At 71.9% G+C, this 18,159-nt stretch carries 13 protein-coding genes; 2 read left to right on the forward strand and 11 right to left on the reverse strand.

What is annotated here, in order from left to right; genetic code table 11:
• Positions 1 to 76: 76 nt before the first annotated feature.
• The 10 genes from secG to AB0L74_RS17290 form a co-directional block, all read right to left on the reverse strand.
• The gene (secG, locus tag AB0L74_RS17245) at positions 77 to 313 is read right to left on the reverse strand and encodes a preprotein translocase subunit SecG (RefSeq protein WP_365652051.1); all 237 of its coding nucleotides are present in this window, start codon (positions 311 to 313) and stop codon (positions 77 to 79) included.
• Between the two features lie 98 nt (positions 314 to 411).
• On the reverse strand, positions 412 to 1,188 hold the full coding sequence (tpiA, locus tag AB0L74_RS17250) for a triose-phosphate isomerase (RefSeq protein WP_365652054.1): 777 nt from the start codon (positions 1,186 to 1,188) through the stop codon (positions 412 to 414).
• A gap of 6 nt (positions 1,189 to 1,194) precedes the next feature.
• Positions 1,195 to 2,406, reverse strand: a complete 1,212-nt coding sequence (locus AB0L74_RS17255) for a phosphoglycerate kinase (RefSeq protein ID WP_365652057.1) — start codon at positions 2,404 to 2,406, stop codon at positions 1,195 to 1,197.
• A gap of 179 nt (positions 2,407 to 2,585) precedes the next feature.
• The gene (gene gap, locus AB0L74_RS17260; protein ID WP_365652061.1) at positions 2,586 to 3,593 is read right to left on the reverse strand and encodes a type I glyceraldehyde-3-phosphate dehydrogenase; all 1,008 of its coding nucleotides are present in this window, start codon (positions 3,591 to 3,593) and stop codon (positions 2,586 to 2,588) included.
• A 223-nt stretch (positions 3,594 to 3,816) separates the two neighbouring features.
• A complete protein-coding gene (locus AB0L74_RS17265; protein WP_365652064.1) occupies positions 3,817 to 6,771 on the reverse strand; it encodes a M14 family zinc carboxypeptidase in 2,955 nt (984 codons plus the stop codon).
• 144 nt (positions 6,772 to 6,915) lie between these two features.
• Positions 6,916 to 7,905, reverse strand: coding sequence for a DNA-binding protein WhiA (gene whiA / locus AB0L74_RS17270; protein ID WP_365652067.1), 990 nt, complete (start codon positions 7,903 to 7,905; stop codon positions 6,916 to 6,918).
• Positions 7,896 to 8,972, reverse strand: coding sequence for a uridine diphosphate-N-acetylglucosamine-binding protein YvcK (gene yvcK / locus AB0L74_RS17275; RefSeq protein WP_365652070.1), 1,077 nt, complete (start codon positions 8,970 to 8,972; stop codon positions 7,896 to 7,898). Before yvcK ends, whiA begins: the two co-directional genes overlap by 10 nt.
• Positions 8,969 to 9,985, reverse strand: coding sequence for an RNase adapter RapZ (rapZ, locus tag AB0L74_RS17280; RefSeq protein ID WP_365652072.1), 1,017 nt, complete (start codon positions 9,983 to 9,985; stop codon positions 8,969 to 8,971). The genes yvcK and rapZ overlap by 4 nt, the downstream gene beginning before the upstream one ends.
• Complete coding sequence (gene uvrC / locus AB0L74_RS17285; RefSeq protein WP_365652075.1) at positions 9,982 to 12,105, reverse strand: excinuclease ABC subunit UvrC; 2,124 nt, start codon at positions 12,103 to 12,105, stop codon at positions 9,982 to 9,984. Before uvrC ends, rapZ begins: the two co-directional genes overlap by 4 nt.
• Before the next feature lie 162 nt (positions 12,106 to 12,267).
• Positions 12,268 to 12,690 (reverse strand): Rieske (2Fe-2S) protein, encoded by a 423-nt coding sequence (locus AB0L74_RS17290; RefSeq protein ID WP_365652078.1) that lies wholly within the window; start codon positions 12,688 to 12,690, stop codon positions 12,268 to 12,270.
• Between the two features lie 403 nt (positions 12,691 to 13,093).
• Between AB0L74_RS17290 and AB0L74_RS17295 the strand changes: the two genes are divergently transcribed.
• Positions 13,094 to 14,002 (forward strand): carbohydrate kinase, encoded by a 909-nt coding sequence (locus tag AB0L74_RS17295; RefSeq protein WP_365652081.1) that lies wholly within the window; start codon positions 13,094 to 13,096, stop codon positions 14,000 to 14,002.
• A gap of 177 nt (positions 14,003 to 14,179) precedes the next feature.
• On the opposite strand, the gene uvrA is transcribed toward AB0L74_RS17295, so the two are convergent.
• Positions 14,180 to 17,239: an excinuclease ABC subunit UvrA gene (gene uvrA, locus AB0L74_RS17300; protein WP_365652083.1), complete on the reverse strand. Its 3,060-nt coding sequence runs from the start codon at positions 17,237 to 17,239 to the stop codon at positions 14,180 to 14,182.
• Between the two features lie 224 nt (positions 17,240 to 17,463).
• Here uvrA and AB0L74_RS17305 point away from each other — a divergent pair, with 224 nt between their 5' ends.
• Positions 17,464 to 18,150 carry a maleylpyruvate isomerase family mycothiol-dependent enzyme gene (locus AB0L74_RS17305; protein ID WP_365652086.1) on the forward strand — a complete coding sequence of 229 codons (687 nt, stop codon included), beginning with the start codon at positions 17,464 to 17,466 and terminating at the stop codon, positions 18,148 to 18,150.
• Positions 18,151 to 18,159 lie beyond the last annotated feature (9 nt).

Raw genomic sequence — 18,159 nt, forward strand, 5'->3', positions numbered from 1 at the left:
ATAGGCCGCGCCCGGGGGCGCGTACCGTACATGGGGCCTTACGTGGGGAACGTATGTGCCGCGGGTGCGGCGCCGTTCAGCTGTTCGCCTTCATCACCAGGGCGAGGACGATGATGCACGCGAACCACAGCAGACCGACCACCACGGTGATCCGGTCGAGGTTGCGCTCGGCGACCGAGGAGCCGCCGACGGACGACTGCATGCCGCCACCGAACATGTCGGAGAGGCCGCCGCCCTTCCCCTTGTGCATCAGCACCAGCAGCATCAGCAGCAGGCTGAAGACGATCAGGGCGATCGAGAACCCCAAAACCACGGCTGGACCAACTTCCTCGGATTCTGACGGACGACGGGGACATGGTGGCAGGCCACCATGTCCCCGCAAGGGTACGACGGATCCCCGCTAGCGCCCACTCACTGGTCGCGGAAGCGCACGATCTTGACGAACTCGTCGGCGTCCAGCGAGGCACCGCCGACCAGGGCGCCGTCGATGTCGGCCTGCGCCATGATCTCGGCGACGTTGCCGGACTTGACCGAGCCGCCGTACTGGATGCGGACCTTGTCGGCCAGCTCCTGGGTGTACAGCTCGGCGATCTTGCCGCGGATCGCCGCGCAGACCTCCTGGGCGTCCTCCGCACCGCAGACCTTGCCGGTGCCGATGGCCCACACGGGCTCGTAGGCGATGACGACGGTCTCGGCCTGCTCGGCCGGGAGCTCCTTCAGGCCGCCCTCGACCTGGGCGAGGGTGTGCGCGACGTGGTTGCCCGCCTCACGCACCTCCAGCTCCTCGCCGACGCACAGGATCGGGGTCAGGCCGTGCTTGTAGGCCGCCTTCACCTTGGCGTTGACCAGCTCGTCGGTCTCCCCGTGGTACTGGCGGCGCTCGGAGTGGCCGATCGCGACGTAGGCGCACTTCAGCTTGGCCAGCATCGGGCCGGAGATCTCGCCGGTGTAGGCACCGCCGTCGTGCGCGGAGATGTCCTGGGCGCCGTACTTGATCCTCAGCTTGTCCCCGTCGACCAGGGTCTGCACGGAGCGCAGGTCGGTGAAGGGGGGAAGGACGGCGACCTCGACGGCGTCGTAGTCCTTGTCCGACAGGGCGAAGGCGAGCTTCTGGACGTGGGCGATGGCCTCCAGGTGGTTGAGGTTCATCTTCCAGTTGCCCGCCATCAGCGGCGTACGGGTGCTCATCGAGGGTCAGTCCTCCAGTGCGGCGAGGCCGGGGAGCGTCTTGCCCTCGAGGTATTCGAGGGAGGCGCCACCGCCGGTCGAGATGTGGCCGAATGCCTTCTCGTCGAAGCCCAGGGTGCGGACGGCCGCGGCGGAGTCGCCGCCGCCGACCACGGTGAAGCCCTGGGAGTCGACGAGGGCCTGGGCGACCGCCTTGGTGCCCTCGGCATAGTCGGGGTGCTCGAAGACGCCCATGGGGCCGTTCCAGAAGACGGTGGCCGCGTCGGCGAGCTTCGAGGCGTACAGCTTGCGGGTCTCGGGACCGATGTCCAGACCCTCCTGGTCGGCCGGGATGGCGTCCGCGGCGACGGTGGTGGGGTTCGCCGGGGCCTTGGTCTTCAGGTCCGGGAACTCCGCGGAGACGAGGACGTCGACGGGCAGGACCAGTTCGACGCCGTTCTTCTCGGCCCGCTCCATGTACTCGGTGACGGCCGGGATCTGGTCCTCTTGCAGGAGGGAGATGCCGACCTCGTAGCCCTTGGCCTTGAGGAAGGTGTAGGCCATGCCGCCGCCGATGAGCAGCCGGTCGGCCTTGCCGAGCAGCCGGTCGATGACGGCGAGCTTGTCGGAGACCTTGGCGCCGCCGAGGGCGACGACGTAGGGCCGCTCGACGTCCTCGGTGAGCTTCTTCAGGACGCCGACCTCGGTGGCGATGAGGTACCCGGCGTAGTGCGGAAGGCGCTTCGGCAGGTCGAAGACCGAGGCGTGCCCCCGGTGCACCGCGCCGAAGCCGTCGCCGACGTAGACGTCCGCGAGGCCGGCGAGCTTGTCGGCGAAGGCGGCGCGCTCGGCGTCGTCCTTGCTGGTCTCCCCGGCGTTGAAGCGCAGGTTCTCCAGGACGGCGACCTGGCCGTCGGCGAGGGCGGCCACCGCGGACTCGGCGGCGGGGCCCACCGTGTCCTCGGCGAAACGGACCTCGGCGCCGAGGAGTTCGCCCAGGCGCTTGGCGGCCGCGGCCAGGGAGAAGGCCGGGTCGGGGGCGCCCTTGGGGCGGCCCAGGTGGGAGGCGACGACGACGCGTGCGCCCGCCCCGGCCAGGGCCTTGACGGTGGGCAGCACGGCGCGGATGCGGCCGTCGTCGGTGATGGTGGTGCCGTCCAGCGGCACGTTGAGGTCGGCGCGGACGAAGACCCGCTTGCCCGCGACGCCTTCGGAGAGGAGTTCGTCGATCGTCTTCATGCAAGGGCTCCTGGGAAGGGCTGGTGATCGCTCGGTGCGCTCGGCGACCGCTCCATGATCTCGCAGTGGTCGCCCGGCACGCGGAGGAGGGGGCTGATCTGTACGTGAGTCAGGGCCCGGACGGCGCGCGACGCGCCGCCCGGGCCCTGGTTCTCACCTCAAGCTGCCTGCTCTGCCGGTCAGAGCTGGTTGCCGACGAAGACCGTCAGGTCGACGAGGCGGTTGGAGTAGCCCCACTCGTTGTCGTACCAGCCGATGACCTTCACGTTCTTGCCCTCCTGGACCATGGTCAGGGAGGAGTCGAAGGTGCAGGACGCCGGGGCGTTGACGATGTCGGAGGAGACGATCGCGTCCTCGGTGTACTCGAGGACGCCCTTCAGCTCGCCCTCGGCGGCCTTCTGGAAGGCGGCGTTGACCTCTTCCTTGGTGACCTCGCGGGAGAGTTCGACGACCAGGTCGGTGACCGAGCCGGTCGGGACCGGGACGCGCATGGCCATGCCGTCCAGCTTGCCCTTGAGCTGCGGCAGGACCAGGGCGGTGGCCTTGGCGGCGCCCGTGGTGGTCGGGATGATGTTCTCGGCGGCGGCGCGGGCGCGGCGCAGGTCCTTGTGCGGGAAGTCCAGGATGCGCTGGTCGTTGGTGTACGCGTGGACCGTCGTCATCAGGCCCTTGACGATGCCGAAGTTCTCGTCGAGCACCTTCGCCATCGGCGCCACGCAGTTGGTGGTGCAGGAGGCGTTGGAGATGACGTGGTGGTTCGCCGGGTCGTACTGGTCCTGGTTGACGCCCATCACGACGGTGACGTCTTCGTTCTTCGCCGGAGCGGAGATGATGACCTTCTTGGCGCCGCCGGCGAGGTGCTTCTCGGCGTCTTCCTTCTTGGTGAAGATGCCGGTGGACTCGATGACGATGTCGACACCCAGCTCGCCCCAGGGGATGTCGGCGGGGTTGCGCTCGGAGAGGACCTTGATGGTCTTGTCGCCGACGGTGATGGTGTCCTCGGTGTGCGACACCTCCTGCTTGAGGCGGCCGAGGATGGTGTCGTACTTCAGCAGGTGAGCGGTGGTCGCGGTGTCACCCAGGTCGTTGACAGCCACGATCTCGATGTCTGCACCCTGCTCCAGCAGCGCGCGGAAGTAGTTACGACCGATGCGGCCAAAGCCGTTGATGCCTACGCGGATCGTCACGAACCGATCTCCTCGTTGGTAGCCGGCTCTCGATGCCGGCGAGCTGTATGGGATGTCCCCGACCACCTCCGACCCTACCTCTCCTGGACCCCGGGAGTGACATCGAGACGGCTCATACACGGCACGGCGGTCCGTACCCGCCAGTAGGGCACGGACCGCCCGGAGCGGAACAATGATCACGTCGGACGGCTACGTTCCGTGACGCCCGGTGTGACCTGGCAGGTCACCCTTCCAGTGCCGCGAGGGCCTTGCGCATCAGGGCCGCCCGGTCGGCCGCCGTGGACAGATGTTCCAGACCGAATCCCAGCAGCACCGTGTCGTCCGTGGTGACCGCTCCGTAGGTCCGGAACAGCGTGCCGGTGCGCGCCCAGTCCTTCAGGACGGCGGGGCTGCCCGGAGGCGGTCCGGCGGCCCGCCAGGCGCCCAGGGACGTCTCGAAGCCCTCCGTCTCGGCCGCGCCGCCGCCGACGACCAGCGCGGCCTCGTCGGCCAGGACGCCGCGGCCGCCGGTGCCGGGGTCGCTGACATAGCTCAGGGAGACCTCCACCTGCCGCCCGGCGTACGCGCTCAGGTCGTAGGCGACCTGCCGCCAGCCCCCGGAGGAGCCGGTGAGGCTGTGCCACGCCCCGCTGGTGCCCCGCGCGGCGCAGCCGTCGTCGCCCACGGTCAGGTACCGCTTCAGCCAGGGGTGCTCGCCGACGTAGTACCCGGCCGCGCACTCCGCCGGTACGGCCGTGGTGGTGGCGCCCCCCGCCTCGGGGAGCGTGGTCCAGTCGTCGGCCCCGGCGGTGCGGGCCTCGACCAGTACGTGGTCGTAGCCGGGCTCGGTGTCCCACAGCAGCCGGGTGCGCAGGGCCGGTGCGTCGGCCGCGCTCACGCCGGTGAGGTCGAGGGTGCGGGTGAGCCGCTTGTAGGCGTCGTCGGTGTGGACGGCGGCGGCCATGTGGGCGCCCGCGTACGGCCCGTACGGGCTGACCGTCCCGGCGAACTGTCCCGCGCCCTCGCTGGCGAACTGCGGGTGGGTGGCGACGGGCAGTTCCTCCGAGGTGACGCCGTAGGTACCGGCCCGGTCCAGCGGGTTGCCGGGCGCGTCGGCCAGCGGGCCGGCGAAGCCGTCGAGCCGGCCGGAGCCGGTGAACCCGCTCGCCCCGGGCGTCGGCGTACGGGTGTAGGCGCCCAGGTAGTACTGGCTGAAGTCGTCGGACAGGGTGCCGTCGCCGAGGTCGACGCCGCCGCCGGCCTGTTCGCCCGCCTCGATCAGCTTGCCGCCCTCGTTGAGGTAGGCCCGCAGCTGGAGCTGGGTGGCGGCGCCGGGCACCGCCGCGCCGGTGTGGTGGACGACGGCGTGGAAGTGGCCGAGCACGCCGAGCGCGTCGGGCACGCCCTGGGTGGCGACGTCCCAGACGGCGGCCCGGCGGCCGCTGGCCTTCAGCGCGTCGGCGTAGGTCCCGGCGTGCGCGGCGGCCGTGCCCTCCTCGGCGACGACGAGCACGTCCGCGCGCGGCCGCTGGGCGACCGTGTAGGTGAAGTGCCCGCCGGAGACCTTCCTGCCGCCCCGCGTCTCGCCGGTGAACCACACCTCGACCTTGTCGCCCGGTTCGCCGTCTAGGACCTTCGCGCGGTACTCGTCGAAGTGGAGGTTGTCCTCGCCGCCGTAGCGCTCGCCGCCCTTCCAGGGCCTGAGCGCCATGTCGTGGGTACGGCCGCCGTTGACGCGGTACCGGAGTTCCTTGTCCCGCAGCGACTTGCGGGCGACGACGGAGACCTCCTGGTCGCCGCCGCGCGCGTACGAGGCGGAGAAGGCCGCGGGGGTGAAGTCGGCGGCCTCCAGGCCGACGGCGGAGACGGGCCGGTCGGGGCGGGCGGCGGACTCGGCGACGGAGAGCGCGAAGGGGACGTTCTTCTCGAACTCCCGCTGGATCAGTCGTTCGTCGTCCGGGAAGGTGAAGATGGAGCGGCAGTCGGCCGCGTTCCACTCGTCGTTCGGATCGGCGTCGGAGACGGACTGGCAGGTCGACATCTCCGGGGTGAACATCGCCATGCCGTTGACGTTGGCCGCGTGGCCGTCCGCCTCGCCGTTGGTGGTGTACAGCTCGGAGGAGAGCTGCGGGCGGTAGCCCGGGACGGCGGAGTTCTCCGGGGTGCCGGCGAGGGCCTCGTAGAGCACGTCGTCGGGGGTGCGGGTGGCGACCTGCCAGCCCACGCCGTAGAGGAGGAGTTCGGCGGCGGAGTGGTAGTTGATGCCGAACCGGAAGCCGATCCGCTTCTGGAAGGCGTCCAGCGCCCGGGTCTCGGGCTCGGAGTTCGGCCCCGCGCCGCGGTAGGTCTGGCTGGTGGGGCTGGGGGACGAGCCCTCGTTGTCGTAGCCCCACTTGTAGGCGAAGTTCCGGTTGAGGTCGACGCCGTCGCCGGTGGTGATGGCGCCGTCGCCGTTGACGTCGCGCAGGTTCTTGCGCCACAGCCGGGTGTCGTCGCTCTGGAAGGTGTAGTCGTACCCGTCGGGGTTGGCGGACAGCACGAACCACAGTTCGGTGGTGTCGACGATCTTCTTGACGCGCCGGTCGGTCCGGTAGTTGTCCAGGTAATGGTGCATCAGCCGCCGGGTCATCTCCGGCGTGATCCACTCGCGCGCGTGCTGGTTGGACAGGTACAGCACGGCGGGCTTGGAGCCGTCCGCGGACCGCCGCGCGCCCTTGGTGAGCTTCAGGGCGAGGATGTCCTGGCCCCGGATCGTCGTGCCGATGGACACGACCTTGGTGAGGCCGGGGTGCTGCCGGGCGGTCCGGAGGATCTCCTGGCTCAGGCCGCCCTCGCCGCTGTACGGCCGGAACACGCCCTCGGCGGCGTCCTCGACCCGCGCCTCGGCGCGGCCGGTCAGACTGTGCTCGGTGAGGCCGACGCCCTGCCGTTCGAGCTTTCGCGCCTGCCGGTCGGTGAGGTACACCTCGACGGTGGCGGTGCCCTTGTCGGGGACCTGCTCACCGAGCTCGTGGCCGTCCTGGCCGGCCGCCAGCAGCAGGGGTACCTGCTCCTTGGTGACGTCGGCGCGGAAGACCTTGACTTCCTCCGCGTCCGGACCCGCGGAGCGCGCGGGCTGGGCCTGGGCGGCGGGTGCGAGGCCCGCTCCGCCGATCAGGAGCGCGGCGACGGCGAGGATCGATTTCGCTCTGTGTCTCATGAACCCCCCTAGCGGTGGTTCGCCACGGCAGCGAACAGGTTGCCAGGCTCATGACAGTCGATGATCGAGTCAAGAGCGCCTCGACGACACGGGAACGCCGGTGCCGACCACCCGGATGGCGGTCGGCACCGGGGGCCGCGCGGGTCAGCCGGTCAGGTTGTCGGCCAGTTCCTCGCTGAGGTTGGCGTCCGTGCCCGGGATGCCGAGGTCGGCGGCGCGCTTGTCGGCCATGGCCAGCAGGCGGCGGATCCGCCCGGCGACCGCGTCCTTGGTCAGCGGCGGGTCGGCGAGCGCGCCCAGCTCCTCCAGGGACGCCTGCTTGTGCTCCATCCGCAGCCGCCCGGCGGCGGCGAGGTGCTCGGGGACGTCGTCGCCGAGGATCTCCAGGGCGCGGGCCACCCGGGCACCGGCGGCGACCGCCGCGCGGGCGGAGCGGCGCAGGTTGGCGTCGTCGAAGTTGGCGAGGCGGTTGGCCGTGGCGCGGACCTCGCGGCGCATCCGGCGCTCTTCCCAGGCCAGCACCGACTCATGGGCACCGAGCCGGGTGAGCAGGGCGCCGATCGCGTCGCCGTCGCGGACGACGACCCGGTCCACGCCGCGCACCTCGCGGGCCTTCGCGGCGATCGACAGCCGGCGGGCGGCGCCGACCAGGGCGAGCGCGGCCTCCGGACCGGGGCAGGTCACCTCCAGGGAGGAGGAGCGGCCCGGCTCGGTGAGCGAGCCGTGCGCCAGGAACGCGCCCCGCCAGGCCGCCTCGGCGTCGCAGGTGGCCCCCGAGACCACCTGCGGGGGCAGCCCGCGGATGGGGCGGCCCCGGCCATCCACCAGTCCGGTCTGGCGGGCCAGCTGGTCGCCGCCCGCGACGACCCGCACCACGTAGCGCGAGCCGCGCCGCAGCCCGCCCGGCGCCATCACGATCAGCTCGGAACCGTGGCCGAAGATCTCCAGGATGTCCCGCTTCAGGCGGCGGGCCGCCATCGCGGTGTCCAGCTCCGCCTCGATCACGATGCGCCCGCTCACCAGGTGAAGGCCGCCGGCGAACCGCAGAACGGCGGAGACCTCCGCCTTTCTGCAGCAGGTCCGGGTGACGGGGAGCCGGGAGATCTCGTCCTTCACCGCTGCCGTCATCGCCATGGGCCGATCCTTCCATGCATCCGAAAAATACGGTCGTACGCGGCGGCCAGCAGCTCCGGGTCGTGCCGCGGGGTCCCGTCGGTCCGGGCCACCGGCGCCAGCTCCACCGCGGCGCCGAAGCGCTTGGCGGCGTCGGTCAGCAGGTCGCGGTCGGGCACGGCGGCCTCGTCGGCCAGCACCACGTCCAGGGCGAGTTTAGGGGCGTGTCGTCCCAAAACCTCCAAATGACGCTGCGGGGAGAAGCCCTCGGTTTCTCCGGGCTGCGGGGCGAGGTTCAAGGAGAGCACCCGGCGCGCCTTGGTCTGGGTGAGCGCGTCCAGCAGCTCGGGCACCAGCAGGTGCGGGATGACGGAGGAGAACCAGGAGCCGGGGCCGAGGACGACCCAGTCCGCGTCGAGGACGGCGTCGACCGCCTCGGGGACGGCGGGCGGGTCGTGGGGCACGAGGTGCACGGACTGCACCTCGCCCGGGGTCAGGGCGACGGTCGCCTGCCCCCGTACGGTGTCCACCTCCTCCGGCCGGTCCGGGTCATGGCCCCTGACCAGGGCCTGGAGCTCCAGCGGCACGGCGGACATGGGCAGCACGCGGCCCTGCGCGCCGAGCAGCTTGCCCACCAGGTCCAGGGCCTGGACGTGGTCGCCGAGCTGCTCCCACAGGGCGACGATCAGCAGGTTGCCGACCGCGTGGCCGTGCATCTCCCCGTGGGACTGGAAGCGGTGCTGGATGACCCGCGCCCAGGTCTGGCCCCAGTCGTCGTCGCCGCACAGCGCGGCCAGCGCCTTGCGCAGGTCGCCGGGCGGCAGGACGCCCAGCTCGTCACGGAGGCGCCCGCTGGAGCCGCCGTCGTCGGCCACGGTGACGACGGCGGTGAGGTCGCCGGTGATCCGGCGCAGCGCGGCGAGCGAGGCGGACAGGCCCATGCCGCCGCCGAGGGCGACGACCTTGGGCTGGGTGCCCCGGCGGCGCGGCCGGCCGCCCCGGGACTCCACGGGGCGGCTCCCGCGTCCCCCGCGCCCCTCGGGCACCACCCTGCGCAGCCTGCTCAGCCGCGGAGTACGTCCTGTCATTCCCGTCCCATGTCCCGGTGCACGACCACCGTCTCCACACCCTCGGCGGCGAGCCGCCCGGCGAGCTTCTCCGACATGGCGACGGAGCGGTGCTTGCCGCCGGTGCAGCCGACGGCGATGGTCACATAGCGCTTGCCCTCCCGACGGTAGCCCGTGGCAACGAGCTGGAGCAGCTCCGAGTACCGGTCGAGGAACTCCTTGGCGCCGGGCTGGTTGAAGACATAGCCCGACACCTCCTCGTTGAGGCCGGTGTACGGGCGCAGCTCCGGGACCCAGTGGGGGTTGGGCAGGAAGCGGCAGTCGACGACCAGGTCGGCGTCGACGGGCAGGCCGTACTTGTAGCCGAAGGACATCACCGTCGCCCGCAGCTCGGGCTCCTCCTCGCCGGCGAACTGGGCGTCCATCTTGGCGCGCAGCTCGTGCACGTTGAGGCCGGAGGTGTCGATCACCAGGTCGGCGTCGCCGCGCAGCTCGCGCAGCAGCTCCCGCTCGGCGGCGATGCCGTCGACGATGCGGCCGTCGCCCTGGAGGGGGTGCGGGCGGCGCACCGACTCGAAGCGGCGCACCAGGGCCTCGTCGGAGGACTCCAGGAAGACGATCCGCCGGGTGACGCCGCGGGCGTCGAGGTCGGCGAGGGACTCGCGCAGATTGTCGAAGAAGCGGCGGCCGCGGACGTCGACGACGACCGCGATCCGGGCCACGTTGCCCTGGGAGCGGGCGCCGAGCTCCACCATGGTGGGGATCAGCGCGGGCGGGAGGTTGTCGACGACGAACCAGCCCAGGTCCTCCAGACACTTGGCGGCCGTGGAGCGGCCGGCCCCGGACATGCCGGAGATGATCACCAGCTCGGGGATGGCCGCCTCGGGGGCCCCGGCTGTTTCCTTGCCCGTACTCACCTGTGCTCCGTCGTCATGGCGCTGGTCGGGGGAGGCCGCCCGCTCGGCGGGCTCCTCGCCGGTCCGCTGCTGGGCCCGGTTCCGCTCCGCTGCGGACCGGGTGTCGTGCTCGGTCATCTGTCCTGCCCCCGTCGTCGGTCCGGGGCACCCGCGGTCACGGGTTCCCCCGGAGCACCCGCCGCCGTCTCGGGCGCCCCGTCCTCGTCTTCCATGATCTCTCCGGTCGCCGTGTTCACGGCGGGCGCGGCCGGGACCGCCTGGGCGAGGGCCGCGGCGACCGTCTCGGCGGTCTTCCTGCCTATGCCGGGTACCTCGCGGATCTGGTCGATCGTCGCGGCCCGCAGCTTCTTCACCGAACCGAAGTGCTTGATCAGCGCCTGTTTGCGGGTCTCGCCCAGGCCGGGCACGTCGTCCAGGGGACTGGAGCGCAGGCGCTTGGCCCGCTTGCTGCGCTGGTAGGTGATGGCGAAGCGGTGCGCCTCGTCGCGGACGCGCTGGAGGAGGTACAGGCCCTCGCTGGTGCGCGGCAGGACCACCGGGTCCTCCTCGGCGGGCAGCCAGACCTCCTCCAGCCGCTTGGCCAGACCGCAGACGGCGATGTCGTCGATGCCCAGCTCGTCCAGGGCCCGCTGGGCCGCGGCCACCTGGGGCCGGCCGCCGTCGACGACGATGAGCTGCGGGGGGTAGGCGAAGCGCTTGGGGCGGCCCTCCTCGTCCTTGAGGCCGTTGCCGAGCGCGGCCGCGGGCCCGTTGCCGAGCGCCTCCGCGGGCGGGTCGCCGAGCCTCTCCTTGAGTCCGTCGCCGAGCTGGTCCCCGTCCGTCCACTCCCCCGTCTTCTCCTTCTCGGCGAGGTAGCGGCGGAAGCGGCGGGTGATCACCTCGTGCATGGACCGGACGTCGTCCTGCCCCCGGAAGCCCTTGATCTGGAAGCGGCGGTACTCGCTCTTGCGGGCCAGTCCGTCCTCGAAGACCACCATGGACGCCACCACGTCGTCCCCCTGGAGGTGCGAGATGTCGTAGCACTCGATCCTCAGGGGCGCGCTGTCCAGGCAGAGGGCTTCGGCGATCTCCTCCAGGGCGCGCGAGCGCGTGGTCAGGTCGGAGGCGCGCCTGGTCTTGTGCAGGACGAGCGACTGCTGGGCGTTGCGCTGCACGGTCTCCATGAGCGCCTTCTTGTCGCCGCGCTGCGGGATGCGCAGGGAGACCTGGGCCCCGCGGCGCCCGGCGAGCCACTCCTGCACCGGCTCCACGGGGTCGGGCAGGGCCGGGACCAGCACCTCCTTGGGAACGGCGTCGCCGCTCTCCTCCCCGTACAGCTGCTGCAACGCGTGCTCGACCAGGGCGCCGGTGGTGATCTCCTCGACCTTGTCGGTCACCCAGCCGCGCTGACCGCGCACGCGCCCGCCGCGCACGTGGAAGATCTGGACGGCCGCCTCCAGCTCGTCCTCCGCGACGGCGATCAGATCCGCGTCGGTCGCGTCGGCGAGCACGACCGCGTTCTTCTCCATGGCCTTCTTCAGGGCCTCGATGTCGTCGCGCAGCCGGGCCGCCCGCTCGTACTCCATCTCCTCGGCGGCCTCGGTCATCCGCTTCTCCAGGCGCCGGATGTACGTCCCGGTACGGCCGGTCATGAAGTCGCAGAACTCCTCGGCGAGCTCCCGGTGCTCCTCGGCGCTCACCCGCTCCACACAGGGCGCGGAGCACTTGCCGATGTAGCCGAGCAGGCAGGGGCGGCCGGTGCGGGTGGCGTTCTTGAAGACACCGGCCGAGCAGGTGCGCACCGGGAAGACGCGCAGCAGCAGGTCGACCGTGTCGCGGATCGCCCACGCGTGCGCGTAGGGCCCGAAGTAGCGCACGCCCTTCTTCTTGTGCCCGCGCATCACCTGCACGCGCGGGAAGTCCTCGTTCATCGTCACCGCGAGGTAGGGGTAGCTCTTGTCGTCGCGGTACTTGACGTTGAACCGGGGGTCGTACTCCTTGATCCAGGAGTACTCCAGCTGGAGGGCCTCGACCTCCGTGGACACCACCGTCCACTCCACGGACGCGGCCGTGGTGACCATGGACCGGGTGCGCGGGTGGAGGTTCGCCAGGTCCTGGAAGTAGTTCGCCAGGCGCTGGCGCAGGCTCTTCGCCTTTCCGACGTAGATCACCCGGCGGTGCTCGTCACGGAACCTGTACACCCCCGGGGAGTCCGGGATGTCACCCGGCCTGGGGCGGTAGCTGGAGGGGTCGGCCATGACTCACACCCTACTGGCGGGGACCGACACTCCGGCGGCGCTGTGGACGACGCCCGGCCAGGCTCGTGGATCAGGGCCGTCCGGCCGCCGTCCTCCGGCGCAGCCGGGTGCCTGCCCTGCGGCGGAGCCGGGTGCCCGTCCCGCGGCGGGCGGCGCGCCCGCTCAGGCGTCCGGACCCGCCACGATCCTGCCTTTCTCCGTCCGTACGGACAGCTTCTCCAGCGGCACGGTGGCCGGGGCCTGGAGCACCTCGCCGGTCCGCGCGTCGAACTCGCTGCCGTGGCAGGGGCAGACCAGGGTCGTCCCCTTCAGCTTGTTGATGGGGCACCCCGCGTGCGTGCAGATCGAGCTGTAGGCCCTCAGGGAACCGTCCTCGCCCCGGCTGACGACCACGTTGTGCTCCCGGTACAGCGTGGCACTCCCCCGGGCGACCTCCTTCTCGTCCCCGAGCTCGACGGGCGCGGTGGGCCCGGCGGGCCCCGCGTCCCCGCCGGGGGAGCAGGCGGCGGCGCCGAGTCCGGCGACGGGGGTGAGGGCGACTCCTCGCAGGACGGTACGGCGGCTCGCGGAGGGTCGGCCGGGCATCAGGGTCTCCACTGGTCGGACGGCGGTGCACGCCGACGATACCGGCGGCGTTCGGGGCCGGTGGGGGCGGGTCAAGGGGGCGGGCGGCGATGCGGCGCGGGCGGCGGGGCCTGGCCGGGGGACAGGGTGCGCGACGGGGGTGCGGGCCGCGGGCCCGGGGCCTGATGACGGCCGGAACAGGGCGGGGGCGTGCCCCGGCCGTGACCGGGCGCGCGGCGCGGCCCCGATGGCGGCGTTTACGTCCGGGCGGCGGACCGGATACGTTCCCGCCCGGTGACGTCGGTGCCGCACCCGGTCCGCCGGGCCGGATCCCGCGGCTCCCGTACGCCATCGTCCATCGCACCGCACGCGGCTGCCCGGCCCGCCCGGCAGTTCCGCGCATCGCCCCGGAAAGGGACCGTCCGTGATCGTCGTCGCCGGTGAGGCACTGATCGACCTGGTACCGCAGGGCACGGGGGCGCTCGCCGCGCTGACACCGGCGCTCGGCGGCGGCCCGTACAACACGGCCGTGGCGCTGGCACGCCTCGGCTCCCCCACCGCCTTCTGCTCCCGGGTCTCCCTCGACGCGTTCGGCGAGGCGCTGCTGGAGCGGCTGCGCGCGTCCGGCGTGGACCTGTCACCGGTGCAGCGCGGGCCCGAGCCGACGACGCTCGCCGTCGCCACGGTGGGCGCGGACGGCTCGGCCGCGTACTCCTTCTACGTCGAGGGGACGGCGGACCGGCTGTTCACGGCGCCCGCCGCGCTGCCGTCCGGCACCCGGGCGATCTCTTTCGGCACCTGTTCGCTGGTGCTGGAGCCGGGGGCGAGCGCCTACGAGGGGCTGCTGCGCGACGCGGCGGCGCGGGGCCTGTTCACCGCGCTGGATCCGAACATCCGGGCGGGGCTGATCCCGGACCCGGACGCCTACCGGGCGCGGTTCGAGAGCTGGCTGCCGTCGGTGACGCTGCTGAAGCTGTCCGCGGAGGACGCCGAGTGGCTCGGCGGCACGCCGCGGGAGTGGCTGGCGGCCGGGCCGGCGGCGGTCGTCGTCACCCGGGGCGGGGACGGGCTGACCGCCTACACCCGTGACGGCGGCGTGTACGAGGTGCCGGGCGAGCGGGTCGAGGTGGCCGACACCATCGGCGCGGGCGACACGGTGAACGCGGCGCTGCTGCACGGGCTGGCGGAGCGGGACGCGCTCGGCGCGCGGGCCGTGGCCGAGCTGGGCCCGCGGGACTGGGCGGGGCTGCTGGACTTCGCGGCGCGCGCGGCGGCCGTCACCTGCTCGCGCCCGGGCGCGGAACCGCCGTACGCGCACGAGCTGCGGCCCTGAGGGCCCCGCGGCGGTCCGGCCGGTCCGGGCGCGGCTGGCGATGGCGTCACCGATCCGGCTCGACCTGCGGTTCGCGGCGCCGAGGGTGCCTGAGACACGCGGACGCGCCGTGTCCCTCGGGCTCTGCCCGAGCGACACGGCGCGTCCTTACGCGGCCGGCCGGCCCTGTCCGGCCTGTCAGGCCTTGCCCGCCCGAGTGGACTTCTTCGCGGCGGTCCGTCCGGTGGCCGTCTTCTCGGCGGCCGCCTTCTTCGTGGCCGACTTCTTGGCGGCCGTCCTCTTGGCGGCGGTGCCGTCGACCGTCCCGGTGGCGGTCTTCCTGGCGGTGGCGGCCTTGGCGGCCACCGTCCTGGCGGCCTTGCGCGGGGCCTTCACCGGCTCCGCGTCGCTGATCCGGTCGGCTCCCAGGATGTCCCGCAGGAACTTGCCGGTGTGGCTGGCCGGGACCGCGGCGACCTGCTCGGGGGTGCCCTCGGCGACCACCAGGCCACCGCCGGCGCCGCCCTCGGGTCCCATGTCGACGACCCAGTCGGCGGTCTTGATCACGTCGAGGTTGTGCTCGATGACGATGACCGTGTTGCCCTTGTCAACCAGCCCGGACAGGACCTTCAGCAGCTTGCTGATGTCCTCGAAGTGCAGACCGGTGGTCGGCTCGTCCAGGACGTAGACCGTGCGTCCGGTGGAGCGGCGCTGGAGCTCGCTGGCGAGCTTCACGCGCTGCGCCTCGCCGCCGGACAGCGTGGTCGCGGACTGGCCGAGGCGGACGTAGCCGAGACCGACGTCGTTCAGCGTCCTGAGGTGGCGGGAGATCGCGGGGACGGCCTCGAAGAAGTCCATGGCCTCCTCGATCGGCATGTTCAGGACGTCGGCGATGGACTTGCCCTTGTAGTGGACCTCCAGGGTCTCCCGGTTGTACCGGGCTCCGTGGCAGACCTCGCACGGCACGTACACGTCCGGGAGGAAGTTCATCTCGATCTTGATCGTGCCGTCGCCCGCGCAGTTCTCGCAGCGGCCGCCCTTGACGTTGAAGGAGAACCGGCCGGGCATGTAGCCCCGGACCTTGGCCTCGGTCGTCTCGGCGAACAGCTTGCGGATGTGGTCGAAGACGCCGGTGTACGTCGCCGGGTTCGACCGCGGGGTGCGGCCGATCGGCGACTGGTCGACGTGGACGACCTTGTCGACGAGGTCGTCGCCGTCCACGCGCGTGTGCCGCCCCGGTACGTTCCTCGCGCCGTTCAGCTCACGGGCGAGGTGCGTGTACAGGATGTCGTTGACCAGCGTCGACTTGCCGGAGCCGGACACACCGGTGACCGCGGTGAACACGCCCAGCGGGAAGGAGACGTCGATGTCCTTCAGGTTGTTCTCGCGGGCGCCGTGCACGGTGAGCCGGCGGGACGGGTCGAGCGGGCGCCGGGCCTCGGGCAGCGGAATGGACTTCCTGCCCGACAGGTACTGGCCGGTCTGCGACTCGGCGTTGGCGAGCAGCTCCTTCAGGGAACCGCTGTGCACGACCTTGCCGCCGTGCTCGCCGGCACCGGGGCCGATGTCGACGATCCAGTCGGCGGTCTTGATGGTGTCCTCGTCGTGCTCGACGACGATGAGCGTGTTGCCCATGTCGCGCAGCCGGACCAGGGTCTCGATCAGCCGGTGGTTGTCGCGCTGGTGCAGGCCGATGGACGGCTCGTCGAGGACGTACAGGACGCCGACGAGGCCGGAGCCGATCTGGGTGGCCAGGCGGATGCGCTGGGCCTCGCCGCCGGAGAGCGTGCCGGCCGCGCGGTTCAGCGAGAGGTAGTCCAGGCCGACGTCGACCAGGAACCGCAGCCGCTCGTTGACCTCCTTCAGCACGCGCTCGGCGATCTTCTTGTCGCGGGCGGTGAGCTTCAGCTCGCCCAGGAACTCCGCGCAGTCGCTGATCGACATCGCGGAGACCTCGGCGATCGACCTGCCCTCGATGGTGACCGCGAGGACGACGGGCTTGAGGCGGGTGCCCTCACAGGTGGGGCAGGGCACCTCGCGCATGTAGCCCTCGAAGCGCTCCCGGCTGGCGTCGGACTCGGCCTCGCTGTGCCGGCGCTTGACGAACGGCACCGCGCCCTCGAAGGCCGTGGTGTAGCGGCGCTCGCGGCCGTACCGGTTGCGGTAGCGGACCTCCACCTGCGTCTTGTGGCCGTGGAGCAGGGCCTTCTTGGCGCGCTGCGGCAGGCCCGCGAAGGGGATGTCCGTCCGGAAGCCGAGAGCCTCGGCGAGCGCGCCGATCAGACGGCCGAAGTAGTCCTTGGTGTGGCCGTGCGACCAGGGGTGGATGGCGCCCTCGTCCAGGGACTTCTCCGGGTCCGGGACGATCAGCTCCGGGTCGACCTCCATGCGCGTGCCGATGCCCGTGCAGTCGGGGCAGGCGCCGAAGGGCGAGTTGAAGGAGAACGAGCGGGGCTCCAGCTCCTCGAAGGAGAGGTCGTCGTACGGGCAGTACAGGTGCTCCGAGTACATGCGCTCGCGCTCCGGGTCGTCCTCGGGGAGGTCGACGAAGTCGAGCACGACCATGCCGCCCGACAGGCCGAGAGCGGTCTCGACGGAGTCGGTGAGGCGGCGCTTGGCGGAGTCCTTGACCGTGAGGCGGTCGACGACCACCTCGATGGTGTGCTTCTCCTGCTTCTTCAGGGTGGGCGGGTTGGAGAGCTGGACGGTCTCGCCGTCGACCCGCGCGCGGGAGTAGCCCTTGGTCTGGAGGTCGGCGAAGAGGTCGACGAACTCGCCCTTGCGCTCGCGCACCAGGGGGGACAGCACCTGGAAGCGGCTGCCCTCGGGCAGTTCCAGGACCTTGTCGACGATGGCCTGCGGCGACTGGCGCGAGATCGGGCGGCCGCACTCGGGACAGTGCGGCTTGCCGATGCGCGCGAAGAGCAGGCGGAGGTAGTCGTAGACCTCGGTGATGGTGCCGACCGTGGAGCGCGGGTTGCGCGAGGTCGACTTCTGGTCGATGGAGACCGCCGGGGAGAGGCCCTCGATGAAGTCGACGTCCGGCTTGTCCATCTGGCCCAGGAACTGCCGGGCGTAGGAGGAGAGCGACTCCACGTAGCGCCGCTGGCCCTCGGCGAAGATCGTGTCGAAGGCCAGGGAGGACTTGCCCGACCCGGACAGGCCCGTGAAGACGATGAGCGCGTCACGAGGCAGGTCGAGCGAGACGTTCTTCAGGTTGTGCTCGCGCGCGCCACGGACGATGAGACGGTCGGCCACGCCGGTCCGCACCTTTCTTGGGAGAAGTGACAGGGGCGGGGCCCCCGTGCTTTCTCACACTAGGGGGAGCCACTGACAACGCCGGTCGGATTCACGGGTTGTCAACAAACCCCGGCTCTCCAGCATGCCCGACGCCACGTCCGACCATATAGCACGCGCATTCGATTTACGGGGATGGTCCGCCACCTTCACCCGAACGTGTGGCGCGGTCTAGGGTCAGCACCATGATGGATCACGCGCGTGACCTGGCGTCTGTACGTGACGCTACCGAACGGCTGCTCGCCGCGGTCGGCGAACTGGACGACTCGGCTGTGACGGAGCCGTCACGGCTGCCGGGCTGGACGCGCGGCCATGTCCTCGCCCACCTCGCCCGCAACGCGGACGCTCTGGTGAACGTCCTCGAAGGACGCCCCATGTACGTCTCCGGAGAGGCCCGGGACGCCGACATCGAGCGGGACGCCCCGCGCCCCCTCGACGCACACCTCGCCGACCTGCGCGAGAGCGCGGCCCGCTTCGAGGCGGCCGGGGCCGCCCCCGGGGACTGGTCCCGCACGGTGGAGCTGCGCAACGGGGTCACCGACTCCGCCCGGCGGGTGCCCTTCCGGCGGTGGGTGGAGGTGGAGCTGCACCACGTGGACCTGGCGGCGGGATACGAGCTGGAGGACCTCCCGGCCCAGTTCACGGAGCGGGAGATCGGCTTCCTCGCCGAGCGGTTCACCGGCCACCCGGACGTGCCGCCCACCCGCCTGACCGACGGTACGCGCGTGTGGGGCACGGGCCGGGAGGCGGACGCGCCCGCGGTCACCGTCACGGGGAGCGAGGCGGACCTGCTCGGGTGGCTGGCCGGACGCCGCGACGGGTCGGCGCTGTCGGTGGCGGGCGGTCCGCTCCCGGCGCTTCCCCCGCTGTAGACGCGATGC

This window comes from Streptomyces sp. NPDC052020 (genome assembly GCF_040680575.1).
In the GTDB taxonomy this organism is placed as follows: Bacteria; Actinomycetota; Actinomycetes; order Streptomycetales; family Streptomycetaceae; genus Streptomyces.